The following is a 20307-nucleotide window of genomic DNA, read 5'->3' as shown; positions in this document are numbered from 1 at the left end:
TAAAATGGGAAAGGATTTCTTGTTTACTTCAGAGTCGGTTACAGAAGGTCATCCCGACAAGATATGCGACCAGGTTTCCGATGCCATACTGGATGCCATTTTCGAAAAAGACCCCTATGCACGGGTAGCTTGCGAGACCGCCGTCACTACGGGCCTTGTGATGGTTATGGGGGAAATAACCACAGACTGTTATGTGGATATACCCAAAATCACCCGGGACACCATAAGGGAAATAGGATACACCCGGGCAAAATTCGGATTTGACTGTGACACATGTGCTGTAATTACATCCATTGATGAACAATCTCCGGACATCGCCATGGGCATCGACAACGCCTATGAGCTAAGGGAAGACCGGGAAGCCCATGATGACCTGGACAGGATAGGAGCCGGCGACCAGGGTATGATGTTCGGCTTTGCGGTAGATGAAACGCCGGAGCTTATGCCAATGCCCATTTCCCTGGCCCACAAGCTTGCCAGGAGGCTGTCGGAAGTGCGAAAATCAAAATTGCTCACGTATCTGCGGCCCGATGGTAAAACCCAGGTAACGGTTCAATATGTGGATTCGAAGCCCGTGAGAGTGGACAAGATTGTGGTTTCTGCCCAGCATAAATCAGCGGTGGAACTGTCAACTCTTAAAGCTGATATCATCGAGCATGTGATAAAAAAAGTTGTGCCGGAACACCTCATGGACAGCGCCACCAAAATATATGTGAATCCTACCGGGAGGTTCGTGGTAGGAGGACCCCACGGGGATTCGGGGCTTACAGGCCGCAAAATAATAGTGGATACTTACGGCGGCTATGCCCGGCACGGAGGAGGAGCCTTTTCCGGCAAGGATCCCACAAAGGTGGACCGCTCTGCAGCATATGCTGCAAGATATGTAGCCAAGAATATCGTGGCCGCAGGCCTGGCAAAAAAATGTGAAGTCCAGGTGGCATATGCCATAGGAGTTTCACATCCTGTATCCATCATGGTCGACACTTTCGGTACCGGAGTCATATCCGATGAAAAAATCCAGAAACTTATTGTAGAAAACTTTGACCTGCGACCCGGAGCCATTATCAGAGACCTGGACCTGAGAAGGCCCATATACAAGCAGGTGGCAACTTACGGCCACTTTGGAAGGTCCGACCTGGATCTTTCCTGGGAAAAAACCGATAAAGCTGAAATTTTGAAGAAACAAGCCAGCAGCCTGTAAATGGCTGCTATTTTTGTTAAAAAGAAGGAAATACGCTGGCTTTGTCGAATATTATCTGATAAGGGGGGTGGTCCCGTCTGAAAAAAAACCGGCTGGAAATATTTTACCTCAATAAAATTATTGACTCTACTATAGAGGCGGTGGAAAAAGGCCAGAAGGAAATTTTCAACATAGCGGAGCACTCAAAGCGCGAATGTGAACGTCTTGAAAAAGAACTGCTCCAGGTAAAACAGAGGGCAAAAGAGACCATAGAAAGGGTCGATGCTCTGGAAAAGCAGGAAAAAGCAGTGAGATTCAAGCTCATGATGGTAAGCCGGGATTTTAAGAAATATAGTGAACATGACATAAAAAACGCTTACGAAGAAGCCAGGGATATTCAGATAAAGCTATCTCTCGAAAAGGAAAGGGAGGCCCAGCTTAGAGAAAAAAGAGACGACCTGGAAAGAAATTATAAAAGCATGATGACCATCCTGAACCAGGCCGAGCATCTCACAATGCAGGTGGGGGTCGCCCTGAGCTTTCTCAAGGGCAATCTGGAGGATATCTCAGATCAGCTTACTGATGCGGCCCAAAAGCGTAACTTTGCATCCCAGATCATTAAAGCCCAGGAAGAGGAACGAAGGCGGGTAGCCAGGGATATCCACGACGGTCCGGCCCAAACCATGGCAAATATTATAATCCAGGCAGAGATATGCGAAAAACTCTTTGAAAAAGACATAGACAGGGCAAAACGGGAACTTAAAGAGTTGAAAGAGATTGTAAGGGGTTCCCTCAAGGAACTGCGCAAGATTATATTTAATCTAAGACCTTCAGCCCTGGATGACCTGGGACTCGAGGCAGTGGTAAGACGTTCATGCTCCGAATTCCAGGAAGACACCGGAATAAATACCGATTTCAAAATATTTGGCGATAAAATGAGGATGGACTCAAGCATAGAAGTCACACTGTTCAGGATAATCCAGGAAGCCCTTTCAAACATAAAAAAACATGCCGGCGCAAAAAATGCGGTTATAAAACTTGAAACCGGGAAGGGCCTGATAAATCTCATTATAGCTGACGATGGCAGCGGGTTTGAATTAAATACCCGGACGGACGATTCCGAAATGCAGGACCACTTTGGGCTTATGAGCATAAAAGAACGCACTGAACTTTTAAATGGTTCACTAAACATAGAATCCGCTCCGGGCAAGGGTACGAAAATTTTTATTACAATTCCCGTAAAGGGAAAATAGAGGAGGGAGACTGAGATGAACAAGATATCAGTGGTTCTGGCTGATGACCATGTGCTGGTACGCAAGGGTCTTAAAAAAATACTGGAGATGGAGGAAGATATCGAAGTAGTAGGAGAGGCTTCGGATGGTCCCTCTGCCGTTCAAGAGATAAAGGCAAAAAAACCCCGGGTGGTTCTGCTGGATATCAATATGCCGCAGATGAACGGCATAGAAGTCACAAAAATATTAAAGAAGGATCGAGTGGACACAAAGATAATAATCCTTACAATCTATGACGACCGGGAATATCTTCTGGAGCTCATCAAGATGGGAGTATCGGGATACATACTTAAGGATATAGACCCTAAGGGCTTGATAGATGCCGTAAGGTCTGTCAACCGCGGGGAAACCTACATTCAGCCCAACCTTACCCGGGCGCTGATAGCCGAATACAACCGCATAACCCAACCCATAGCCGGCGCCAGGAAACCGCTCACAGCCAGGGAAAAGGAAGTCATGGCATACATAGCCGACGGCATGAACAACAACGAGATTGCAAACAAGCTCGGCATCAGTGAAAAAACCGTCAAAAACCATGTGAGTAGTATTTTGAGAAAATTAGACCTTCAGGACAGAACTCAGGTGGCAGTTTTCGCACTTAAAAACAAGCTGGTATAGTAACGGCGCTACCCCCCTCCGAATAATATGAATATAAAAGAGCTTTAAGATAGGGGGGGGAAAAACGTGCCTTTCGACATTAAATTCATCTTTATGACGGTACTTGCCGTGTTCGGAGTGTTATATGTGTTTCAGAGTTTAATCATGGTATTTTTTCACAAAAACCCCGAAATAAAACACGAAACAGTGATTATCGTCAAAAACGCCCAGGAAAGAATAGAAGGCATTGTCAGGAACTTTTACCGACACTACCTCAATCACTCGGATGAACTCTGGATTGTTGATGGTGGTTCTTCAGACCAGACAACAGAGATCCTTGAAAAACTTTCACTAACTTTTCCGGGATTGAAGGTGTTGATGCTTCCGGATTTGCCTTCAAAAGCATGTATGCAGGAAGTATTGAAATATATTGATAAACCGGTGATACTCTTCATTGATTTAGTTGCATATCCCGAACACATTGATGACATTTTTTTTCAAGGACAGAAAAGTGTCGAAATGGGTCTAAAAAACTATAAAAATTAGGACAACCGAGTGATATCAATTTTTTCCAATACATCTTATAATTATAATTGTAAAAGCCCTATTTCTTCTCAAAGTTTTACCCCTTAGTTCTTTTTATGCCCCCCCTTTCTTTCGTGGTGTTGACCCTGAAAGTTGAGGGTCTTTTTTTTTACATCAAAAAAGGAAATATACTATTTGTGTAGAATATATATAAAAATAAATATTTGGGGGCATATACATGCTTTCTGTAAAAAAATATGCCTGGTTAGTGGCAGGGCTTGGTCTCGGGCTATTATTTACATTTATCGGAATTTACGGTTTTACAATGCAGCAATCATGGGAACACTTCCTGACATTTCTGATACTTATGATGATATCGGAGCTTCATGCAATAAATATTAATCAGAGCTATTTAACAATGGAATTCGGATTCGTATATGCTTCTGTGTTAATTTTTGGTCCCATTCCTGCCGCTGTCATGAAGTTTTTGAGCACCCTTATTACCCAGGGCTACCTGCGCAGGAGGTATGAATTCAAGGAAAAATTTCGCCTCATATTTTTTAATATAGGGCAGTACATGATAAGTTTTTTTGGAGCGATCGGTTCTTATTTCCTTGCGGTTAAAATCTTTGCGGGCAATGGTACAATTTATACTGCTTTAGCCCGAGGTGTAGCAATACTGGTATATTTTTTTTTGAATAATCTTATGGTGGAAGCTTACATATACCTGGACAGGAATAAGAAGCCCTTTTTAAAACTGGGGCAGTCTTTAATAAATGATGCCACAACCTATATAATAGCGGTACCGGCAGGTATAATCATGTCGGAAACCTATAATCGTCTTGGCCTTTACGCCATATTTCTTGTTTTTGTTCCTTACATAATAATTGTGTATATTTACAGATTATACATGAACCTCATAGCCACCAACCGGGAACTTCGTGCCCTTTATGATGTAGCAGCTACCATGACATCCACCCTGGACATAGATGAAGTACTGGAAATTGTGCTGGTATCCATAGAAAATCTGGCCCCCTGGGACACGGCATGCTTGTATATATACCGGCAGAATGCTCTGGTGCCTGCGGTGTATGACGGTTTCTGTGACAGCAAGTTTAGAGATGTAAGGATAAAACCGGGAGAAGGAATCACTGGTTCCAGTCTTTTAAAGGGGAAGGGTGAAATTGTAAATAATTGTCAAAAAGACCCCAGATTTTTTCATGTTGTAGGCCTGCCCCAAGATACCAAGTCCATGATGGTCGTTCCCCTGATAAGCGGCAGCGAACTCATAGGGGCCATTTCCCTTACCAGTTCGAAAAACTTTGTTTATACACAGAAACACCTCACCTTGATGAGCATTCTGGCAAGCCAGGCGGCTGTGGCCATTTCCAATGCCAGACTTTTCGACAGGACGGCCCAGATGGCCATCACCGACGGCCTGACAAAACTATATAATTACCGCTACATTTATGATGAACTGGAGCGCCAGGTTAACAGGGTAAAATACAAGGGCGGCTTTTTCAGCCTCATTATCATAGATGTGGACCATTTTAAAACCATTAATGACATGTACGGCCACTTGATAGGCGATGAAATTTTACAGAATTTAGCAAAAGTCTTAAAAGACAATGTGCGTGAAAAAGATGTGGTAGGACGCTATGGCGGTGAAGAATTTGTCATCATACTGCCGGATATATCGTCAGTGGAAGCTGCGGGCATCGCCGAAAGGATAAGGCAAGTGGTGGAAAAAACCGAACTTTCCAGAACCGTTTCAGGCAAAAGTCTATACATTACGGTGAGCGCCGGTGTGGCATCCTATCCTGACGATGCCCTTTCGGTGGATGACCTGGTGAGGAAAGCAGACAATGCACTCTTGTTTGGGGCCAAGCAGGATGGTAGAAACAAGGTTGTTCAGTTTAAAAAAAATTTGAAATAAGTTAAATCTTGCCCGGGCTTTTTAAAACTTCAAAAATCACATCCCATATGGCGGGTTCCTCAAAGCCCTTTCTCCAGGCGGCTGTCCCCGCAAGATTATATTTCTTTACAAGTGAAGTCTTGAGCTTGATGGATCTTTCATCTTCAAGCCAGATTTTGTAAACTGAATCTCCCTTAGTATAATAGGCAAAATTCTGTCCGGAAGTTTCATCCCATGACATTCGGGCTTTATTTTTTTTCAGAGTTTCCCGGGCCTGAGCCATGGAAAGAGCTTTAGATTTTACCACGGGTGTTCCGTCAGACCCCGGGGTTTCTTCCCATTCCCGGGTATAGAAAGGCAAGCCAAGAATCACTTTTTCGGGAGGAACATCTTCCAGAAGTGACTTTATTCCACGCTCCACCCAGCCTATGGAAGCCACCGAACCGCTTTCGGGGCTGCTGGCCCAGTGTTCGTCATATGCCATTAAAATCAGATAGTCCACGGTTTTCCCGAGTTCTTTACGGTCATAGCACAAAGACCAGTTGGCGCTCTGGGATTTTACGGTGATATCCTGGGATACGGTGATGCCGGCTTCATGCATTATAGGTACAAGCTCCCGCATGAACTGCACCAGAAGGCGTTTATCCTCCAGCTTGATGTTTTCAAAATCTATATTTATGCCATCCAAATGAAACAGCTCGGCATACATGAGAATCTGGCGGATGATGGTTTCCCGTGTTTCGGAGCTTTCTAAAAATTCATGGGTTATGTCCGGATCAAAACTGTTGTCAATCAGAGCCCATACCGCCAGGTTATTCTTGTGGGCCCATTCTATATATGATATATCGGCCTTGCTTTCGATGGTGCCCCTGCCATCGGTGATAGAAAACCAGGTGGGGGAAATTATATCGAGGCCCTTAGGAGCTTTTTCCCGACGCATATCGGGAGTGCTACTGCGAATGTAGTCCCACACCATATTGAGCTTTCCACGGCCGGGATTCCACTTAAACTGTTCAGGAGCTTTTTTCAGCTCGAAATTCATTTCAAAAACCTCCAATTTTTTCCCGGGCACAAAACCTACCACACCATCTTCGGTCCTCACCTGGTACCATCCTTTTTCATTGCCGTAAACAATAAGCTTTTGGCCTTGTTTCATTTTCTCCACCGTCGGGGAAAACCATGACGGGGAAAGTTTAACTGCAATTTCCCGCCCTCGAATCCCGGCCATTTTCCTGACGGGGTGTTGTTTATCGATAATAACCCTGTTGTGCTCGGATAATACTTTGACACTTATTCCATAGAGTTCTTCCAGAAGCCTTATAGGTATGTACGGCTCATCCAGTACTTTTACCGGAAATGAGATCTCTACAGGTTTTGTGTTTATCATGGCCGTGAGGCTGTCGGTCTTCAGGCGGACCGTCTTGTTATATGTGGTGATGGTGACCTTGTTTTCTCCCGGGTCCCAGAAAATATAGGGATCAAGATTTTCCTTTATAATATTATATGAAATCAGGACATGTCCGTTTTCCATGATAAATGGTTGGATACTTTCGAAAACCTTATTTTCTATAACCAGGACGGGCTTTCCCCCGGAATATACCGAAACTGAATTAAGGCTCATAAAAAGCAAGGTATAATATGAAGCTGCAAAAATAAGGACCAGGACAAGAAAAATTTTTCTTAAAATAAGGTATCCCTCCAAAGGTGCCAGGCACTATTTATTCACTTATTCAAAATTCATTAAATTCTTTTACTAGAATTTATTTGCTAAAACACTATTTTATTCGACAAAAGTCCACCTTTTCCTCTTTTTTGGAATCTGGCAAAATTCGGAGGCCGGAAGCTGGAAGCCGGAGGTCAGACAAAGAAAAGAAGGAGACGGCATGCTCGAAGTTAGACGTTCGTAATTCGAATAGAGGGAATTGCCATAAAGGACAATTCCAACTTAATCAAACCTCGAACTTCGAATCTCGAACCTCGAAAATTAGAGGGCTATGTTGCACGATACATAAAAAAATGGTACAATGAACGCAGGATTTTTCCTGGCCTTTTAAAGATAATTTCACATCAGGAGTGGGCCGCATGGTGGAGATGGAAGGCACCGTAGAGAGGATTTCCTATCACAATGAGGAAAATTGCTTTACAGTAGTAAGAGTTTCTATAAAAGAGAATAACGACATAGTGACGGCCGTCGGGTATTTTCCCTCATTGGAAGTGGGGGAAGTGCTCAAGCTCCGGGGGAACTGGGTGATGCACAAGGATTACGGATACCAGCTCAAAGTGGAGTATTATGAGACGGTGATGCCCGCCGGTATAAAAGATATTGAAAATTATCTGGCTTCAGGAGTAATCCGAGGTATCGGGCCTGTGACAGCTAAAAAAATAGTTGAGAAGTTCGGCGAAAGATCCCTGGAGGTTTTGGGGGAATCTCCCGATGAACTTCTGGAATTGGAGGGTATCGGCGAGAAAAGGAAAGAAATGATTGCGGAGTCTTTCAGGGAACAGCAGGAGACCAGGGCGATAATGCTGTTTTTGCAGCAATACGGTATAGGGCCGGGCGTGGCTGTAAAAGTATATAAAAAGTACAGGGAAAAGTCTATAGAAGTCCTGAAAGAAAACCCTTACAGGCTGGCGGACGAGGTCTACGGTATAGGTTTTAAGACCGCCGATAAGATTGCCCTCAAGATGGGAATGGCCGAAAATTCTACGGAGAGACTCTCCTCAGGCCTGAAATATACCCTTCTGAATGCCGCGGAAGACGGTCATGTATTTCTGCCGAAACAGGAACTCATACATAAAGCCAAGGATCTTCTGGAAATAGAAGACGAATCTTTATTGGAACAATCTCTACGGGCACTGGCGGAAAAAGAAGATGTGGTGATAGAAAAAACCTGGGGCAGGGAGGAAATTTACCTTGCAGGCTTTTATCTTTCGGAAAAGGCCGTGGCTCGGCGGCTGTTTCTTTTGGCCGTCATGGGGGACAAACCCCTTAAGATTTCCGCAGAACACATTGACCGTATCGAGAAAAAATGTTCCATTAAACTTGCAAAAAGGCAGCGGGAAGCGCTGGAGGCGGCCGCATCTTCAGGCGTCCTGGTCATCACAGGAGGCCCGGGAACCGGCAAGACCACCACGGTGAAAAGCCTCATAGAATTTTTCCAGGGGCAAAAACTCAAAGTGGCCCTGGCAGCCCCCACGGGCCGGGCCGCCAAGCGTATGGCGGAAGCCACCGGGCAGGAAGCCAAAACCATACATCGCCTCCTGGAATACAAGGCCTATGAAGAGGGAAGCATGGCCTTCGGTAAAAACCAGGATGAACCGCTGGATGAAGATGTAATAATCGTCGATGAGACCTCCATGGTGGACATCATCCTGATGCACCACCTGCTTTCGGCATTGAAGCCCGGGGCAAGGCTCATCCTGGTGGGTGACAAAGACCAGCTTCCATCTGTTGGCCCCGGCAGCGTGCTCCGGGAAGTTATAGCCAGCGGCAAAGTACCCGTGGTGGTACTGGATGAGATTTTCCGGCAGGCCCGGGAAAGCATGATAGTGGTAAATGCCCACAGGATAAATCAGGGATTTTTCCCGTATCTCAATGTAAAGGGCAAGGATTTTTTCTTTGAACAGGTGATCCCGCCGGAAGAGATTTTGAATACCGTTCTGGCCCTGGTTAAAACCAGACTGCCGGGATACGCCGGCCTTGATCCCATGGAAGATATTCAGGTCATAACCCCCATGAAAAAAGGAATAGTTGGAGTAATGAACCTCAATGAAAAACTGCAGCAGCTTTTAAATCCTCCTGACACGGGTAAAAAGGAATGGCGCTTCCGTTCCCTTACCTTCCGGGAAGGTGACAGGGTCATGCAAATAAAAAACAATTATGACAAGGAAGTGTTTAACGGCGACCTGGGGAGGATAATAAAGATTGATGAAGAGGGCAGAGTGCTGGTGGCCTTTACCGAACCCGGACAGGATCGGGAAGTGGTTTATCAGGCCCAGGACCTGGAAGAGCTCAGCCTGGCTTATGCCCTTTCGGTCCACAAGAGCCAGGGCAACGAGTTTTCGGCGGTGGTGATGCCCATCACCACTCAGCACTACGTGATGCTTCAGAGAAATCTGCTCTATACGGCCATTACCCGGGCGAAAAAACTACTGGTACTGGTGGGCACAAAACAGGCCCTGAGCATAGCAATACATAACAACAGGGCATTGATGCGTTACAGCCGCCTGGCCGACAGGGTTGTGGAGGAGTTTAAAGGTGCAAGGCTGGTGTGACGTGTGTGTCACGGGGACGGTTCCATTGACACATAAGCAAATAATGATTGCGGTTTTAAAAGTCGCATTCCTGCCGGGAGATGGTCCGGCACCTCCGCTCAGCCTGCCGTTCTCATCATAATCAGTAATCATTTTTAAAAAAAGGGGGCTTTTAAATGCCAACTGAACAGGATTTAGAGCAAAAGTTACAGCAACTGAAGTCGGTGATAAAAGGCTTAACCAGTGTACTGGTGGCTTTTTCGGGGGGTGTGGACAGCACCTTTTTGTTGAAAGTTTGTCTGGATACACTGGGAAGTGATAATGTTCTGGCAGTGACGGCAAAGTCTGCCACATATCCCGAAAGGGAATTACAGGATGCCGTAAGGCTTGCCGGCATGCTGGGAGCCCGCCACAAAATTATAGAGTCAGAAGAACTGGACATCCCCGGCTTTTCCGATAATCCACCGGAACGCTGCTACTATTGTAAAAAGGAACTTTTTGGTAAATTGTTGGATATTGCCCGCCAGGAAGGCTTAAATTTCGTGGTGGATGGTTCCAACTTTGACGATACGGCAGATTTCCGACCGGGCATGAGAGCTGTCAGGGAACTGGGGGTAAGAAGTCCTTTAAAGGAATCGGGCATTACCAAAGACGATATAAGGGCTCTTTCAAAAAAAATGGGCCTTCCTACCTGGGATAAACCTTCCTTTGCGTGCCTTTCGTCGAGATTTCCTTATGGTGAAAAAATAACTAAAGAAAAGTTGAACAGGGTAGCCCGGGCTGAAGAAGTTTTAAGGAACGCAGGATTTTCTCAGTACAGGGTGAGGAGCCACCGTGATATAGCCCGCATAGAGGTGGAGCCCGGGGAGATGAGCCGGTTCTTTGACAGGGATTTGCGGGAACAGGTGGCGCAGAAAATAAAACAAGCGGGTTTTAGCTATGTAACACTTGACCTTTTAGGTTACAGGACCGGCAGCATGAACGAAGTGTTAAAAGAAGGAGAAAAGGCCGCCTGGATAAATTAAAATAGTAGGTGCAAAAGATGGAAATTAATTTGGAAAATATTAGAGAGCTCCTTGAAGATTATAAAAATGACAGAGTGACCATAGATAAAGTCATACAAAATCTCCGGGACCTTCCTTATGAGGATCTGGGGTTTGCCAGGATCGACCATCACCGGGCGCTGAGGCGAGGAGTGCCGGAGGTCATATTTTGCCAGGGCAAGACTCTGCACCGCATAATAGAGATAGTCCGGCATATGCTGGTAAAAAACAGTGTTGTCATGGGAACCCGGGCAGATAAAAACATCTTTGAAGAAGTAAAAAAAATTGCCCCCGATGCAAAATACTATGATGATGCCAGGATTTTCCTGATAGAGCGGGAAAAATTGCCGCAGAATAAAGGTGTTATAGCCGTGGTTTCTGCAGGAACTTCCGATATCCCTGTGGCCGAAGAGGCCGCCGTTACCGCCGAAGTCTTCGGGAATGAGGTGGAAAGGCTCTACGACGTAGGTGTGGCGGGGATACATCGGCTTTTTATGAATATGGATGTCCTGCATAAAGCCCGGGTGGTCATAGTGGTGGCGGGCATGGAAGGGGCTCTGGCCAGCGTGGTGGCGGGCCTGGTGGACAAACCCGTCATAGCCGTTCCTACCAGTGTGGGTTATGGCGCAAGCTTTCACGGACTTTCGGCGCTGCTCACCATGCTCAACTCCTGCGCCGGAGGCATTACCGTGGTCAACATCGACAACGGCTTCGGAGCAGGATTCGCCGCCCATCAGATAAACAAACTGGGAGGTTGATATCGGGAGGTGAGAGGATGCCGGAGTCAATGTACAATCGTCGCGGTACAAAGACCAGCTCCTTCGGAACGTCTGGAAGGATAAACCATGACTCATCCGAATTTTATAATAGTAAACTTTATGCCGATAAAAAAATGCCAGTGCCGGTAAAATATATAGAAAACCCGGTTCCACCTGACAAATTAGACAAGATATATTGCAAATCCAGTGAAAATATGAATGAACTGCCCGACAATAGTATACATTTAATGATAACTTCACCTCCATATAATGTAAAAAAGGAATATGATGAGGATTTATCTTTAGAAGAATACAGAGAATTATTAAAAAGAGTTTTCAAAGAGACTTACAAAAAACTTGTCACAGGTGGAAGGGCATGTATAAATATAGCAAATCTCGGCAGAAAACCTTATATCCCATTGCACAGCTATATAATTGAAGATATGCTGGAAATAGGTTTCTTAATGAGAGGAGAGATTATATGGAATAAGGCTTCAAGTGCAAGCCCGTCAACCGCCTGGGGTACATGGCTTTCAGCGGCAAATCCAGTGCTAAGAGATATCCATGAATATATTTTGATATTTTCTAAGGAATCTTTTACAAGGAAAAGGGCTAATAAAGAGAGTACGATAAATAAGGAACAGTTTTTGGAATGGACTAAAAGTGTCTGGACATTTCCTGCGGTTTCTGCAAAGAGCATAGGTCATCCGGCGCCCTTTCCAGAGGAATTGCCTTACAGGCTGATTCAGTTATACTCATTCAAAGGAGATATAATTTTAGATCCATTCTGCGGAAGCGGAACTACATGCCTTGCGGCGTTGAAATGTCAGAGGCATTATGTCGGGTATGACATAGAGGAAAAATATGTAAAGCTGTCTTACAGCAGGATAGATTCATATTTGAAAGAACAGATGCAAGAACAGCAGAAGTTGGATTTCGAGGAAAAGGAGGTCGGGGGGGCGTTTCAAAACGTACCCGAAATGACATGAAAACATTGTATCTTGATTGTTTTTCCGGCATCAGCGGGGACATGTTCCTGGGGGCTATGCTGGACCTGGGCCTGGATGAAAAAATTTTTTTGGACGAGCTGCACAAACTGCCCCTGGAAGGTTACGAAGTGGAAATAAAGAAATCAGAAAACGGCGGTGTTGCCGGGACCGATGTATGCGTTAAAGCCCACGAACACCACCCTCATCGAGGGTTGAAGCACATATATGAAATAATCGACAGCAGCGGCCTCAAACCTGAGGTAAAGCAAAAGAGCAAGGAGGCTTTTTTGAAGCTTGCCATGGCCGAAGGTAAAATCCACGGCAAATCTCCGGAGCAAATCCACTTCCATGAGGTGGGGGCCGTTGATTCCATAGTGGACATAGTGGGTGGATGCATCCTGATGGATATGCTAAAGCCCGATAGAGTCTATGCTTCTTCGGTCAATGTGGGTTCCGGCACAGTAAAATGCGCCCACGGAATCCTTCCGGTCCCCGCACCGGCCACCATGGAAATACTCAAGGGAATGCCGGTATATTCCAGGGGTGAGGAAGGGGAACTTACCACGCCCACGGGAGCTTTGCTGCTTTCGACCTTTGTAGACGAATTCGGCTCCATACCGGCCGGATCTATCCAAAAGACCGGCTACGGTCTGGGCAAAGCCCGGCGAAACTCTCCAAACGTGCTCAGGGCTGTGCTGATAGAGCAGGTGGAGGTTCATGGGGACGATAGCGCTGCGCCGTCGCTACCAGGCGACCTCTGCTGCCGCGACGGTTTTGACCATGACCGGGTGGCCGTGCTGGAAGCCAACATCGATGACATGAATCCCCAGCTTTACGATGAAGTCATGGAATGCCTTTTTGAAAAGGGCGCCCTGGACGTGTATCTCACTCCTATAATCATGAAAAAAACCCGCCCGGCGGTGAAGCTCACCTGTATATGCCCGGAAGACAAAAAAGGTTTGCTTATAAAGGCCATGTTAGAAAATACCACCACCCTGGGAGTACGGGAGATAGAAATGGCCCGCACCAAACTTTTCAGGGAAATAAAAAAGGTAAACACCTCCCTAGGGGAGATCCATGTCAAGATTTCTAAAAGAGGAAATAAAGTCATAAGGATGAGTCCAGAATATGAAGATTTGAAAAGGCTGGCCAAGCAAAAGGAAAGACCTTTGGCTGAAGTATGGGGGGAAGTCTTAAAAGAAATAGAACCGGATGACCAAAGATAGCAACTAAAGTTTTGTCTATTTATTACAGGTTTCATTTGTCCAAATCATTGTAAAAGACATCTTACAATGGTATACTAGTCTAAGAAATTTAGTTCGATAGGAGTGTTTTTTAATGTCGGATAAAGTTCGGGTGAGATTTGCTCCCAGCCCCACGGGAAGCTTACATATAGGCGGGGCCAGGACGGCACTTTTTAATCTTCTATTTGCACGACATAATGGTGGAAAATTTATCCTCAGGATAGAAGATACCGATACCGAGCGTTCCACGGAAGAATCGGCCCGGCAAATAGTAAGGTCCCTGAGATGGCTGGGCCTGGACTGGGATGAAGGGCCGGAAAAGGGCGGGGAATACGGTCCATACTTTCAATCCCAGCGTTTGGAGCTTTACAGGAAAGAAGTTCAAAGGCTTCTGGATGAGGGTAAGGCCTATTATTGCTACTGCACGCCGGAGGAGCTGGCAGAGCGCCGGGAGGCTGCGTTGAAGGCGGGTAAGGCTCCCCGTTATGAAGGCTGCTGCCGGGAACTTACGGAGGAACAGAAAAAGAAATTCGAAGCCGAAGGCCGCAAACCTACTGTAAGAATAAAAGTGCCTCAGGAAGGCCAGACTGTGGTAGACGACCTCATCCGGGGGCAGGTGGTATTTGAAAACTCGGTGCTGGATGATTTCATCATATTCAAGTCCAACGGCATTCCCACATACAATTTTGCCTGCGTGGTGGATGATAACGCCATGGAAATAACTCATATAATAAGGGCGGAAGAGCATCTTTCCAACACACCAAAGCAAATACAGGTTTACAAAGCCTTAGGGTATGATATCCCGAAGTTTGCCCATGTCCCCATGATACTGGCTCCCGATAGGAGCAAGCTCAGCAAGCGCCACGGGGCCACATCGGTGGAGGAGTTCAGGGACCAGGGGTACCTCGCCGAGGCCATAGTAAACTACCTGACCCTTCTGGGATGGTCGCCGGAAGGAAATGAGGAAATATTCGATTTGGAAAAGGCTATAAAGGAGTTCTCCCTGGAAAGGGTGAACAAGACCGCAGCCATATATGATGTCAAAAAACTTACCTGGATAAACGGCCATTACTTGAGGGAACTGGACCTTGACCATATTACAAAACAGCTCATTCCCTTCCTGGTAAAGAAAGATATCATCACCGAAGAGGAAGTCGGGCAAAAATATGAATATATAAAACAGGTTACAGCTATTTCCAGAGATAGGTCCAGAACCCTGGACGAACTGGCCGACGCCATAGCCTTTTTCTTCAAGGATGTAACGGAATATGAGGAAAAAGGCATAAGGAAGCATTTTGAAAAGGAACATGCCGCCGAACTGCTGGTAAAGGGCGCCGAAGCGTTGGAGAAACTTGAGGAATTCACCCATGATTCTACCGAAAAGGCCTTCAGGGACCTCACAGACAGCATGGGTCTTAAGGCCGCGGAACTGATCCACCCCACGCGCCTGGCCATTTCCGGCAGGACCGTAGGTCCGGGCCTTTTTGAGATAATTATCCTTTTAGGGAAAGAAGAAACTGCAAGGCGCATGAGAAAAGCCGCCGAGTGGATAAGGAAGGAAAAGAGGTTATAAACATGTCTAAAGTTCCTACGCGAGAAGAAGCTTTTGCGCTTTTTAAAGAATACAACCAGAACGAAAGCCTCATCAAGCATGCATTGACTGTGGAAGCCGTGATGCGCCACTTCGCCGAGCTTTTCGGGGAAGATGTGGAAAAGTGGGGTATCATAGGCCTGGTGCATGACCTTGATTATGAGAAATTCCCCGAGCAGCACTGTCAAAAAGTAAAAGAGATCCTTACCGAAAAAGAGTGGCCCGAAGAATATATTAAGGCCATCCAGAGTCACGGTTGGAAACTTTGCAGTAATGTAGAGCCCACCGAAAAAATGGAAAAGGTTTTATATACCATCGATGAACTGACAGGCCTTGTGACCGCCACCGCCCTGGTGCGCCCTGACAGGAGCATCATGGAAACCACCGTAAAATCCGTCAAAAAGAAATGGAAACAAAAGAGTTTTGCCGCCGGAGTAAATCGCGAAGTCATAGAAGAAGGCGCAAAGATGCTGGGCATGGACTTAGACACGATCATCGATGAGACCATCAAAGGTATGCAAAAGGTGGCAGACGAAATAGGCCTGAAAGGCGAATAATCTGAACATCAAAAGCAGGTTTGAAGCATCTTCAAACCTGCTTTTGAATTGCTCCTGCTATGGCGACATTTACCGTAACCGTTAGCCAAGATCGGAAAATCCCGGGACTGTTTTAAGAATCATGCCTACCAACGACATTATCAATATGCCGATAAATATCACAGCGATGTAAAATAAATACCTTGACATCACCACCTGCCTTCTTGTTACCGGCAGGCTATTTATTATTAGATAGCTTTTATTCTTTTCATCCAGGTTAACGGTATACATGATGTAAATATAACCGATAGCTACAGAGCCCATGATATATACAAAATCCTTGAAGACATTCCCCCGAAAGACTATAAAGAAAAACACGCTGTATACAAACGCTATAAGAAATGTCTTTTTCTGAATAAGAAAATCCTTTAATACCAGGTTAAACATCATTATTCCCCCTCACCGTGTATAACATGATATCATCCAGAGTGGGCCTTTCGAAAACCACATTGCTTTCCAGGACCCTTTTGACTTTTTTCACATCCCTGATCAGAGCCTCAAAACCAAACTCGTTCTCTCTTATTCCGATAAACTCCTTCCTGACATCGGCATCCATCAGTTCCCTGCCGCCCTTTACTATGCCGTAGCTTTCCAGTATGGCATCTTTTGCATCGCTTAACACGATTTCTCCCCTATTTATAAAGGTAATGTAGTCGGCTATCTTTTCCAGATCTTTGGTGATATGGGTGGAAAAGAAGACACCCATATGCTCATCCTGCATTAGATCCGAAAGGATCTCCAGTATTTCCGCCCTGAATACCGGGTCCAGTCCCGAAGTTGGCTCATCCATTATGATGAGTTCCGCATGATGCGACAGGGCTAGGGCGATGGAAAATTTCATTTTCATTCCCCTGGAAAGGTCCTTGATCTTTTTTCGGGGAGGAAGTTCGAACCTCTTTAAATATTTTTGAAAGACAGCTTCATCCCAGTTTCTGTAAAACCTTGCGATGATATATTTCATCTCCTGTACAGTCAGGTCATCATAATAGTAGTTTTCATCATACACAAAGCCTATCCTCTGTTTTGCTTCCCTTTCGTTTGCGACACTGCCCAGGCCCTCGAAAAAAACCACATCACCGCCGTCCTTTTTAATAAGATTCATCATGAGTTTGATGGTGGTGGTCTTGCCGGCGCCGTTGGGGCCGATGAACCCCATGATATAGCCCCGCTCAAGGCTGAAGCTGATATCCTTCAGTGTAAAGTCTTTAAATTTTTTCTTCAGGTTTTCGACTTTCAGTATAATGTTCATTTTTCACCCTCCCTATAAAAAAGTTCCAGCATTTCCTGAAGCTCTGCAAGGCTTAAGCCCAAAAGCCGCGCGTCTTCCACCGCTTTCTCCAGTTTTTCTTCCAGCATCTTGAGCCGCTTTTCCCGCAGAAGTTCTTTGTTCTCGCCCGATACAAAGCTTCCCTTTCCCCCCACTGTTTCTATAAAGCCTTCCCGCTCAAGCTCCTCATAAGCCCGCTTGGTAGTTATCACGCTTATTTGCAATTCCTTTGCCAGGTTCCTGATGGAAGGGAGCGAATCTCCCGGGGAAAGTTCTCCCGTCAATATTTGATTTTTGATCTGTTCGGCTATCTGCTCGTATATAGGATTGTTGGAGGAATTGGAAATGATGATTTTCAAAGGCATCTCCTCCGTATATAGCGTTATAACTGTATATATACATTATATACAGATAGGCTGCAGAAGTCAATAGGTTTTTGTTTGATTTTACTTACGTCAGTAAATTTAAACTAAAGTATCTGATTTTATAAAAAAAGCAGCCCGGGTCATAATCCGGGCTGCCTGGCTTCCTTTGGTGTAAAGCAGCAGTATCCTATTTCATCGCAGGTTTTGCGCATGTTTTCCCATAAAGCCTCGTCCTTCAAGCTCTCCAGAGCTGTAGGATAGAGAATGTAATTTTCCTTGAATATATGATCCCTCAAATTGAAGATGATGAATTTTGCCACCTCATCGAGCTCTTTTTTGAATTCCTCGAAATTCATGGTGCTTACTGCATTGGCCAGTTCCAGCAATCTCTTTTTCTTTCCCCGGAGCTCGTAGTGTTCCATGCGCATGATGCGCGGCGGCCCGGTGATGCCCCGTTTTTCCAGCTCCGGAAAGAGCACGTCTTCCTCCCGCCTGTGGTGCAGCTCTGCCTCCACAAGATGCTTTGCCACATGAGCGAGCTTGGGGAAATCCGGGGATTTGGCGTCGAACCGTTCCATCTTCTGAATCCTGAAGTTCAAATCCTCCAGCATGTCGAGAAACTTAAGTATCTCGTCGTGTTCGGAAATGAGGGTATGAAGCACATGCCCCGGCGAAACTTTTGCCTTGAGTTTTTCCAGCTCGCCCTTCAACATCTCCATGTGTATGGTGCAAAGTCCTCTCAATTCTTCGGGCCTGGTTCCTTCCTCGATCAGTTTTTGCTCTGCCAGCGAAAGCTCCACCGCGTCGATGTTTTCGATAAGATCCTTTGCCTCTTTGCGCACTTTTTCTGGATTTTCCCCGCGATTGATCCTCTCCAAGACCTCCTTTAACCGTTCAGTCCTGACCCCTCGTACGTCTGCCATTTTATTTCCTCCTCCTTCATACTATTTTTTTGAATTAAACCCCGTATTTTTTAGTTTTCCCAATCTGGGTGCATAATAACAACTGCCTTTACCTTTTAAGGCTGTCTTCCAGATTTATAATATCACTGCTTACCGGCAAAAAATATAACATCCGTCACATGTGAGCATGATTTTTGTCACAATATAGTTTACAAACTGTCTGAAAATTGATATCATATTAGGGACGAGTGAAGGGAGGGCATCCTATGCCAAACCGGGCTTTTGACTGGTTGAACCAGGCTATAAAGGATTTGAAACATGCACAGGAATCCCGGTGCAGTGGACATCATGAATGGGCGTGTTTTGCCGCCCAGCAGGCGGGAGAAAAAGCTATAAGAGCATTACGGTCCTTTGCAGAGTGAGGAGGCTGTAAGGTATGCCGGTGAGATCATTGAATTCGTCCGTTCTAAAATGGCCTGATTTAAACGATGTGCGCAGCTCGCTGGATAAATGGGCAAAAAGAGTATTGCAAATCAGGAGGGATATTGTAAAGATAGGTTACTTCGGGTCCTATGCGCGAAAAGATTGGGGGGTTGGAAGCGATCTTGATCTGGTGGTGGTAATAAAGGAATCCGGTAAGCCCTTTTATGAAAGGCCGACGGAATGGGATGTCATGGAAATACCGGTGCCAGTGGATTTGTTGATTTATACGGAAGAAGAGTTCGGCAAATTGCGGGCTGAAAACCGGCGCTTTTACAGACAACTGGAGAAGGAGGCGGTGTGGATTTATCCTGATAATACTCAATGACGGAGGGGGAGAGATAGCTGGCATGAATTTCAAAGATAAAGTGGTGGTGGTCACGGGCTCCGGACGGGGCGGCATCAAAGGGAGGGATACTTTCCCTCACCCATGCTCTGGCGCTTTCTCTGGGCCCTGACCGCATAAGGGTGAACACCATAAGTCCCGGCTGGATAGAAACAGGCGACTACGAAAAACTACGGGAAATAGACCATCTCCATCACCCCGCAGGCCGCGTGGGAAAGCCCGAAGATATCGCCAGAGCATGTCTTTTTCTTACAGCTGATGAGAACAGCTTCATTACCGGCATAAATCTTGTGATCGACGGTGGCATGACCCGGAAGATGATCTATGAACCATAGCGACTTTTCTTGATATAATATTTTTTTTGTTGTATAATAATCTTGCAGAAAAATAAATACGGGGGCGTTTGGTTTCGACGGGGGCGGCAGAGATAAAAGCTGCAGGTCGAGCTTTCCGACTCGTAAATCCGGAAGCGTAAAATAAACGCCAAAGACGAATTAGCACTCGCTGCTTAATTAAATAGCAGCGCACCCTCCCCGGCGGTGCCCGGCGGCCGGGAAAAGGGTGTCATAAATCCGGGATCTTCCCGTAGTGCAGCTCTGGCACTATAGGAGAAAATTAAAGAGCTGGCCGATCTTTTATCCTGCTCCCGGGAGAAAAACCGGCGAGAACAAAAGCGGGAGATAAGCCTGTAGACGCTTTTATTGATGTGCCTTCGGACAGGGGTTCGATTCATAAAGAGTCGCCCCGTATGGTGACATACGGGTGAAAACTCGGCTTTATCGGTGAAACCTTCATCACTGCTTGTAACAGTGATATGGTAACACCGAGGGGTATGAGGCGCAAGCTTACAGCCCTGTATCGACTTATAGGTTCCCTAATAATCATAGGGAATACTAGGATAGAAGCATCAAGCAAAAATAAGCTTCTATAACACGCCGGGTGGCTTTGCAGTAAGCCAAAGAT

At 45.8% G+C, this 20307-nt stretch carries 19 protein-coding genes, 1 other RNA gene and 1 pseudogene; 16 read left to right on the top strand and 5 right to left on the bottom strand.

Going from position 1 to position 20307, the window contains the following annotated elements; all coding sequences use genetic code 11:
• The first annotated feature begins 4 nt into the window (after positions 1-4).
• The 5 genes from metK to D2962_RS13650 all read left to right on the top strand — a co-directional run bounded on the left by metK (position 5) and on the right by D2962_RS13650 (position 5530).
• Positions 5-1201, top strand: coding sequence for a methionine adenosyltransferase (gene metK / locus D2962_RS13670; protein ID WP_122015298.1), 1197 nt, complete (start codon positions 5-7; stop codon positions 1199-1201).
• 77 nt (positions 1202-1278) lie between these two features.
• Complete coding sequence (locus tag D2962_RS13665) at positions 1279-2433, top strand: sensor histidine kinase (RefSeq protein WP_120767094.1); 1155 nt, start codon at positions 1279-1281, stop codon at positions 2431-2433.
• 15 nt (positions 2434-2448) lie between these two features.
• Positions 2449-3090, top strand: coding sequence for a response regulator (locus D2962_RS13660; protein WP_120767093.1), 642 nt, complete (start codon positions 2449-2451; stop codon positions 3088-3090).
• A gap of 66 nt (positions 3091-3156) precedes the next feature.
• Positions 3157-3615 carry a glycosyltransferase family 2 protein gene (locus D2962_RS13655; protein ID WP_122015297.1) on the top strand — a complete coding sequence of 153 codons (459 nt, stop codon included), beginning with the start codon at positions 3157-3159 and terminating at the stop codon, positions 3613-3615.
• A gap of 217 nt (positions 3616-3832) precedes the next feature.
• Positions 3833-5530, top strand: a complete 1698-nt coding sequence (locus D2962_RS13650; protein WP_122015296.1) for a sensor domain-containing diguanylate cyclase — start codon at positions 3833-3835, stop codon at positions 5528-5530.
• A 1-nt stretch (position 5531) separates the two neighbouring features.
• On the opposite strand, the gene D2962_RS13645 is transcribed toward D2962_RS13650, so the two are convergent.
• Complete coding sequence (locus D2962_RS13645) at positions 5532-7130, bottom strand: glycosyl hydrolase family 18 protein (protein WP_122015804.1); 1599 nt, start codon at positions 7128-7130, stop codon at positions 5532-5534.
• A 461-nt stretch (positions 7131-7591) separates the two neighbouring features.
• Between D2962_RS13645 and recD2 the strand changes: the two genes are divergently transcribed.
• The 7 genes from recD2 to D2962_RS13610 all read left to right on the top strand — a co-directional run bounded on the left by recD2 (position 7592) and on the right by D2962_RS13610 (position 15945).
• Entirely contained in the window at positions 7592-9784 is a 2193-nt protein-coding gene (recD2, locus tag D2962_RS13640) for an SF1B family DNA helicase RecD2 (protein ID WP_122015295.1), read from the top strand.
• Between the two features lie 155 nt (positions 9785-9939).
• Positions 9940-10788, top strand: coding sequence for an ATP-dependent sacrificial sulfur transferase LarE (larE, locus tag D2962_RS13635; RefSeq protein WP_122015294.1), 849 nt, complete (start codon positions 9940-9942; stop codon positions 10786-10788).
• A gap of 23 nt (positions 10789-10811) precedes the next feature.
• A complete protein-coding gene (larB, locus tag D2962_RS13630; RefSeq protein WP_122015803.1) occupies positions 10812-11564 on the top strand; it encodes a nickel pincer cofactor biosynthesis protein LarB in 753 nt (250 codons plus the stop codon).
• A gap of 17 nt (positions 11565-11581) precedes the next feature.
• Positions 11582-12553 carry a DNA-methyltransferase gene (locus D2962_RS13625; RefSeq protein ID WP_122015293.1) on the top strand — a complete coding sequence of 324 codons (972 nt, stop codon included), beginning with the start codon at positions 11582-11584 and terminating at the stop codon, positions 12551-12553.
• Positions 12550-13779: a nickel pincer cofactor biosynthesis protein LarC gene (gene larC / locus D2962_RS13620; protein WP_122015292.1), complete on the top strand. Its 1230-nt coding sequence runs from the start codon at positions 12550-12552 to the stop codon at positions 13777-13779. Before D2962_RS13625 ends, larC begins: the two co-directional genes overlap by 4 nt.
• Before the next feature lie 112 nt (positions 13780-13891).
• Positions 13892-15370 (top strand): glutamate--tRNA ligase, encoded by a 1479-nt coding sequence (gltX, locus tag D2962_RS13615; protein ID WP_122015291.1) that lies wholly within the window; start codon positions 13892-13894, stop codon positions 15368-15370.
• 2 nt (positions 15371-15372) lie between these two features.
• A complete protein-coding gene (locus D2962_RS13610) occupies positions 15373-15945 on the top strand; it encodes an HDIG domain-containing metalloprotein (RefSeq protein WP_122015290.1) in 573 nt (190 codons plus the stop codon).
• An 81-nt stretch (positions 15946-16026) separates the two neighbouring features.
• On the opposite strand, the gene D2962_RS13605 is transcribed toward D2962_RS13610, so the two are convergent.
• The 4 genes from D2962_RS13605 to D2962_RS13590 all read right to left on the bottom strand — a co-directional run bounded on the left by D2962_RS13605 (position 16027) and on the right by D2962_RS13590 (position 18539).
• On the bottom strand, positions 16027-16374 hold the full coding sequence (locus tag D2962_RS13605) for an ABC-2 transporter permease (protein ID WP_122015289.1): 348 nt from the start codon (positions 16372-16374) through the stop codon (positions 16027-16029).
• On the bottom strand, positions 16364-17233 hold the full coding sequence (locus D2962_RS13600; protein ID WP_122015288.1) for an ABC transporter ATP-binding protein: 870 nt from the start codon (positions 17231-17233) through the stop codon (positions 16364-16366). Before D2962_RS13600 ends, D2962_RS13605 begins: the two co-directional genes overlap by 11 nt.
• Positions 17230-17610: a GntR family transcriptional regulator gene (locus D2962_RS13595; RefSeq protein WP_122015287.1), complete on the bottom strand. Its 381-nt coding sequence runs from the start codon at positions 17608-17610 to the stop codon at positions 17230-17232. The genes D2962_RS13600 and D2962_RS13595 overlap by 4 nt, the downstream gene beginning before the upstream one ends.
• A 146-nt stretch (positions 17611-17756) precedes the next feature.
• Positions 17757-18539, bottom strand: coding sequence for a DUF438 domain-containing protein (locus D2962_RS13590; protein WP_122015286.1), 783 nt, complete (start codon positions 18537-18539; stop codon positions 17757-17759).
• Between the two features lie 245 nt (positions 18540-18784).
• Here D2962_RS13590 and D2962_RS13585 point away from each other — a divergent pair, with 245 nt between their 5' ends.
• The 4 genes and pseudogenes from D2962_RS13585 (at position 18785) to ssrA (ending at position 20076) form a co-directional block, all read left to right on the top strand.
• Positions 18785-18940, top strand: a complete 156-nt coding sequence (locus D2962_RS13585) for a HEPN domain-containing protein (RefSeq protein ID WP_222927549.1) — start codon at positions 18785-18787, stop codon at positions 18938-18940.
• Between the two features lie 14 nt (positions 18941-18954).
• Complete coding sequence (locus D2962_RS13580; protein WP_122015285.1) at positions 18955-19326, top strand: nucleotidyltransferase domain-containing protein; 372 nt, start codon at positions 18955-18957, stop codon at positions 19324-19326.
• 68 nt (positions 19327-19394) lie between these two features.
• Positions 19395-19679, top strand: a pseudogene (locus D2962_RS13575) (SDR family oxidoreductase); the annotation flags it as partial.
• A 67-nt stretch (positions 19680-19746) separates the two neighbouring features.
• Positions 19747-20076: a transfer-messenger RNA gene (gene ssrA, locus D2962_RS13570) on the top strand.
• Positions 20077-20307: the final 231 nt, after the last annotated feature.

The organism is Biomaibacter acetigenes, assembly GCF_003691585.1.
In the GTDB taxonomy this organism is placed as follows: Bacteria; Bacillota; Thermosediminibacteria; order Thermosediminibacterales; family Tepidanaerobacteraceae; genus Biomaibacter; species Biomaibacter acetigenes.
The sequence above is the reverse complement of the archived record's forward strand: the minus strand, read 5'-3'. Positions and strand labels throughout refer to the sequence as shown.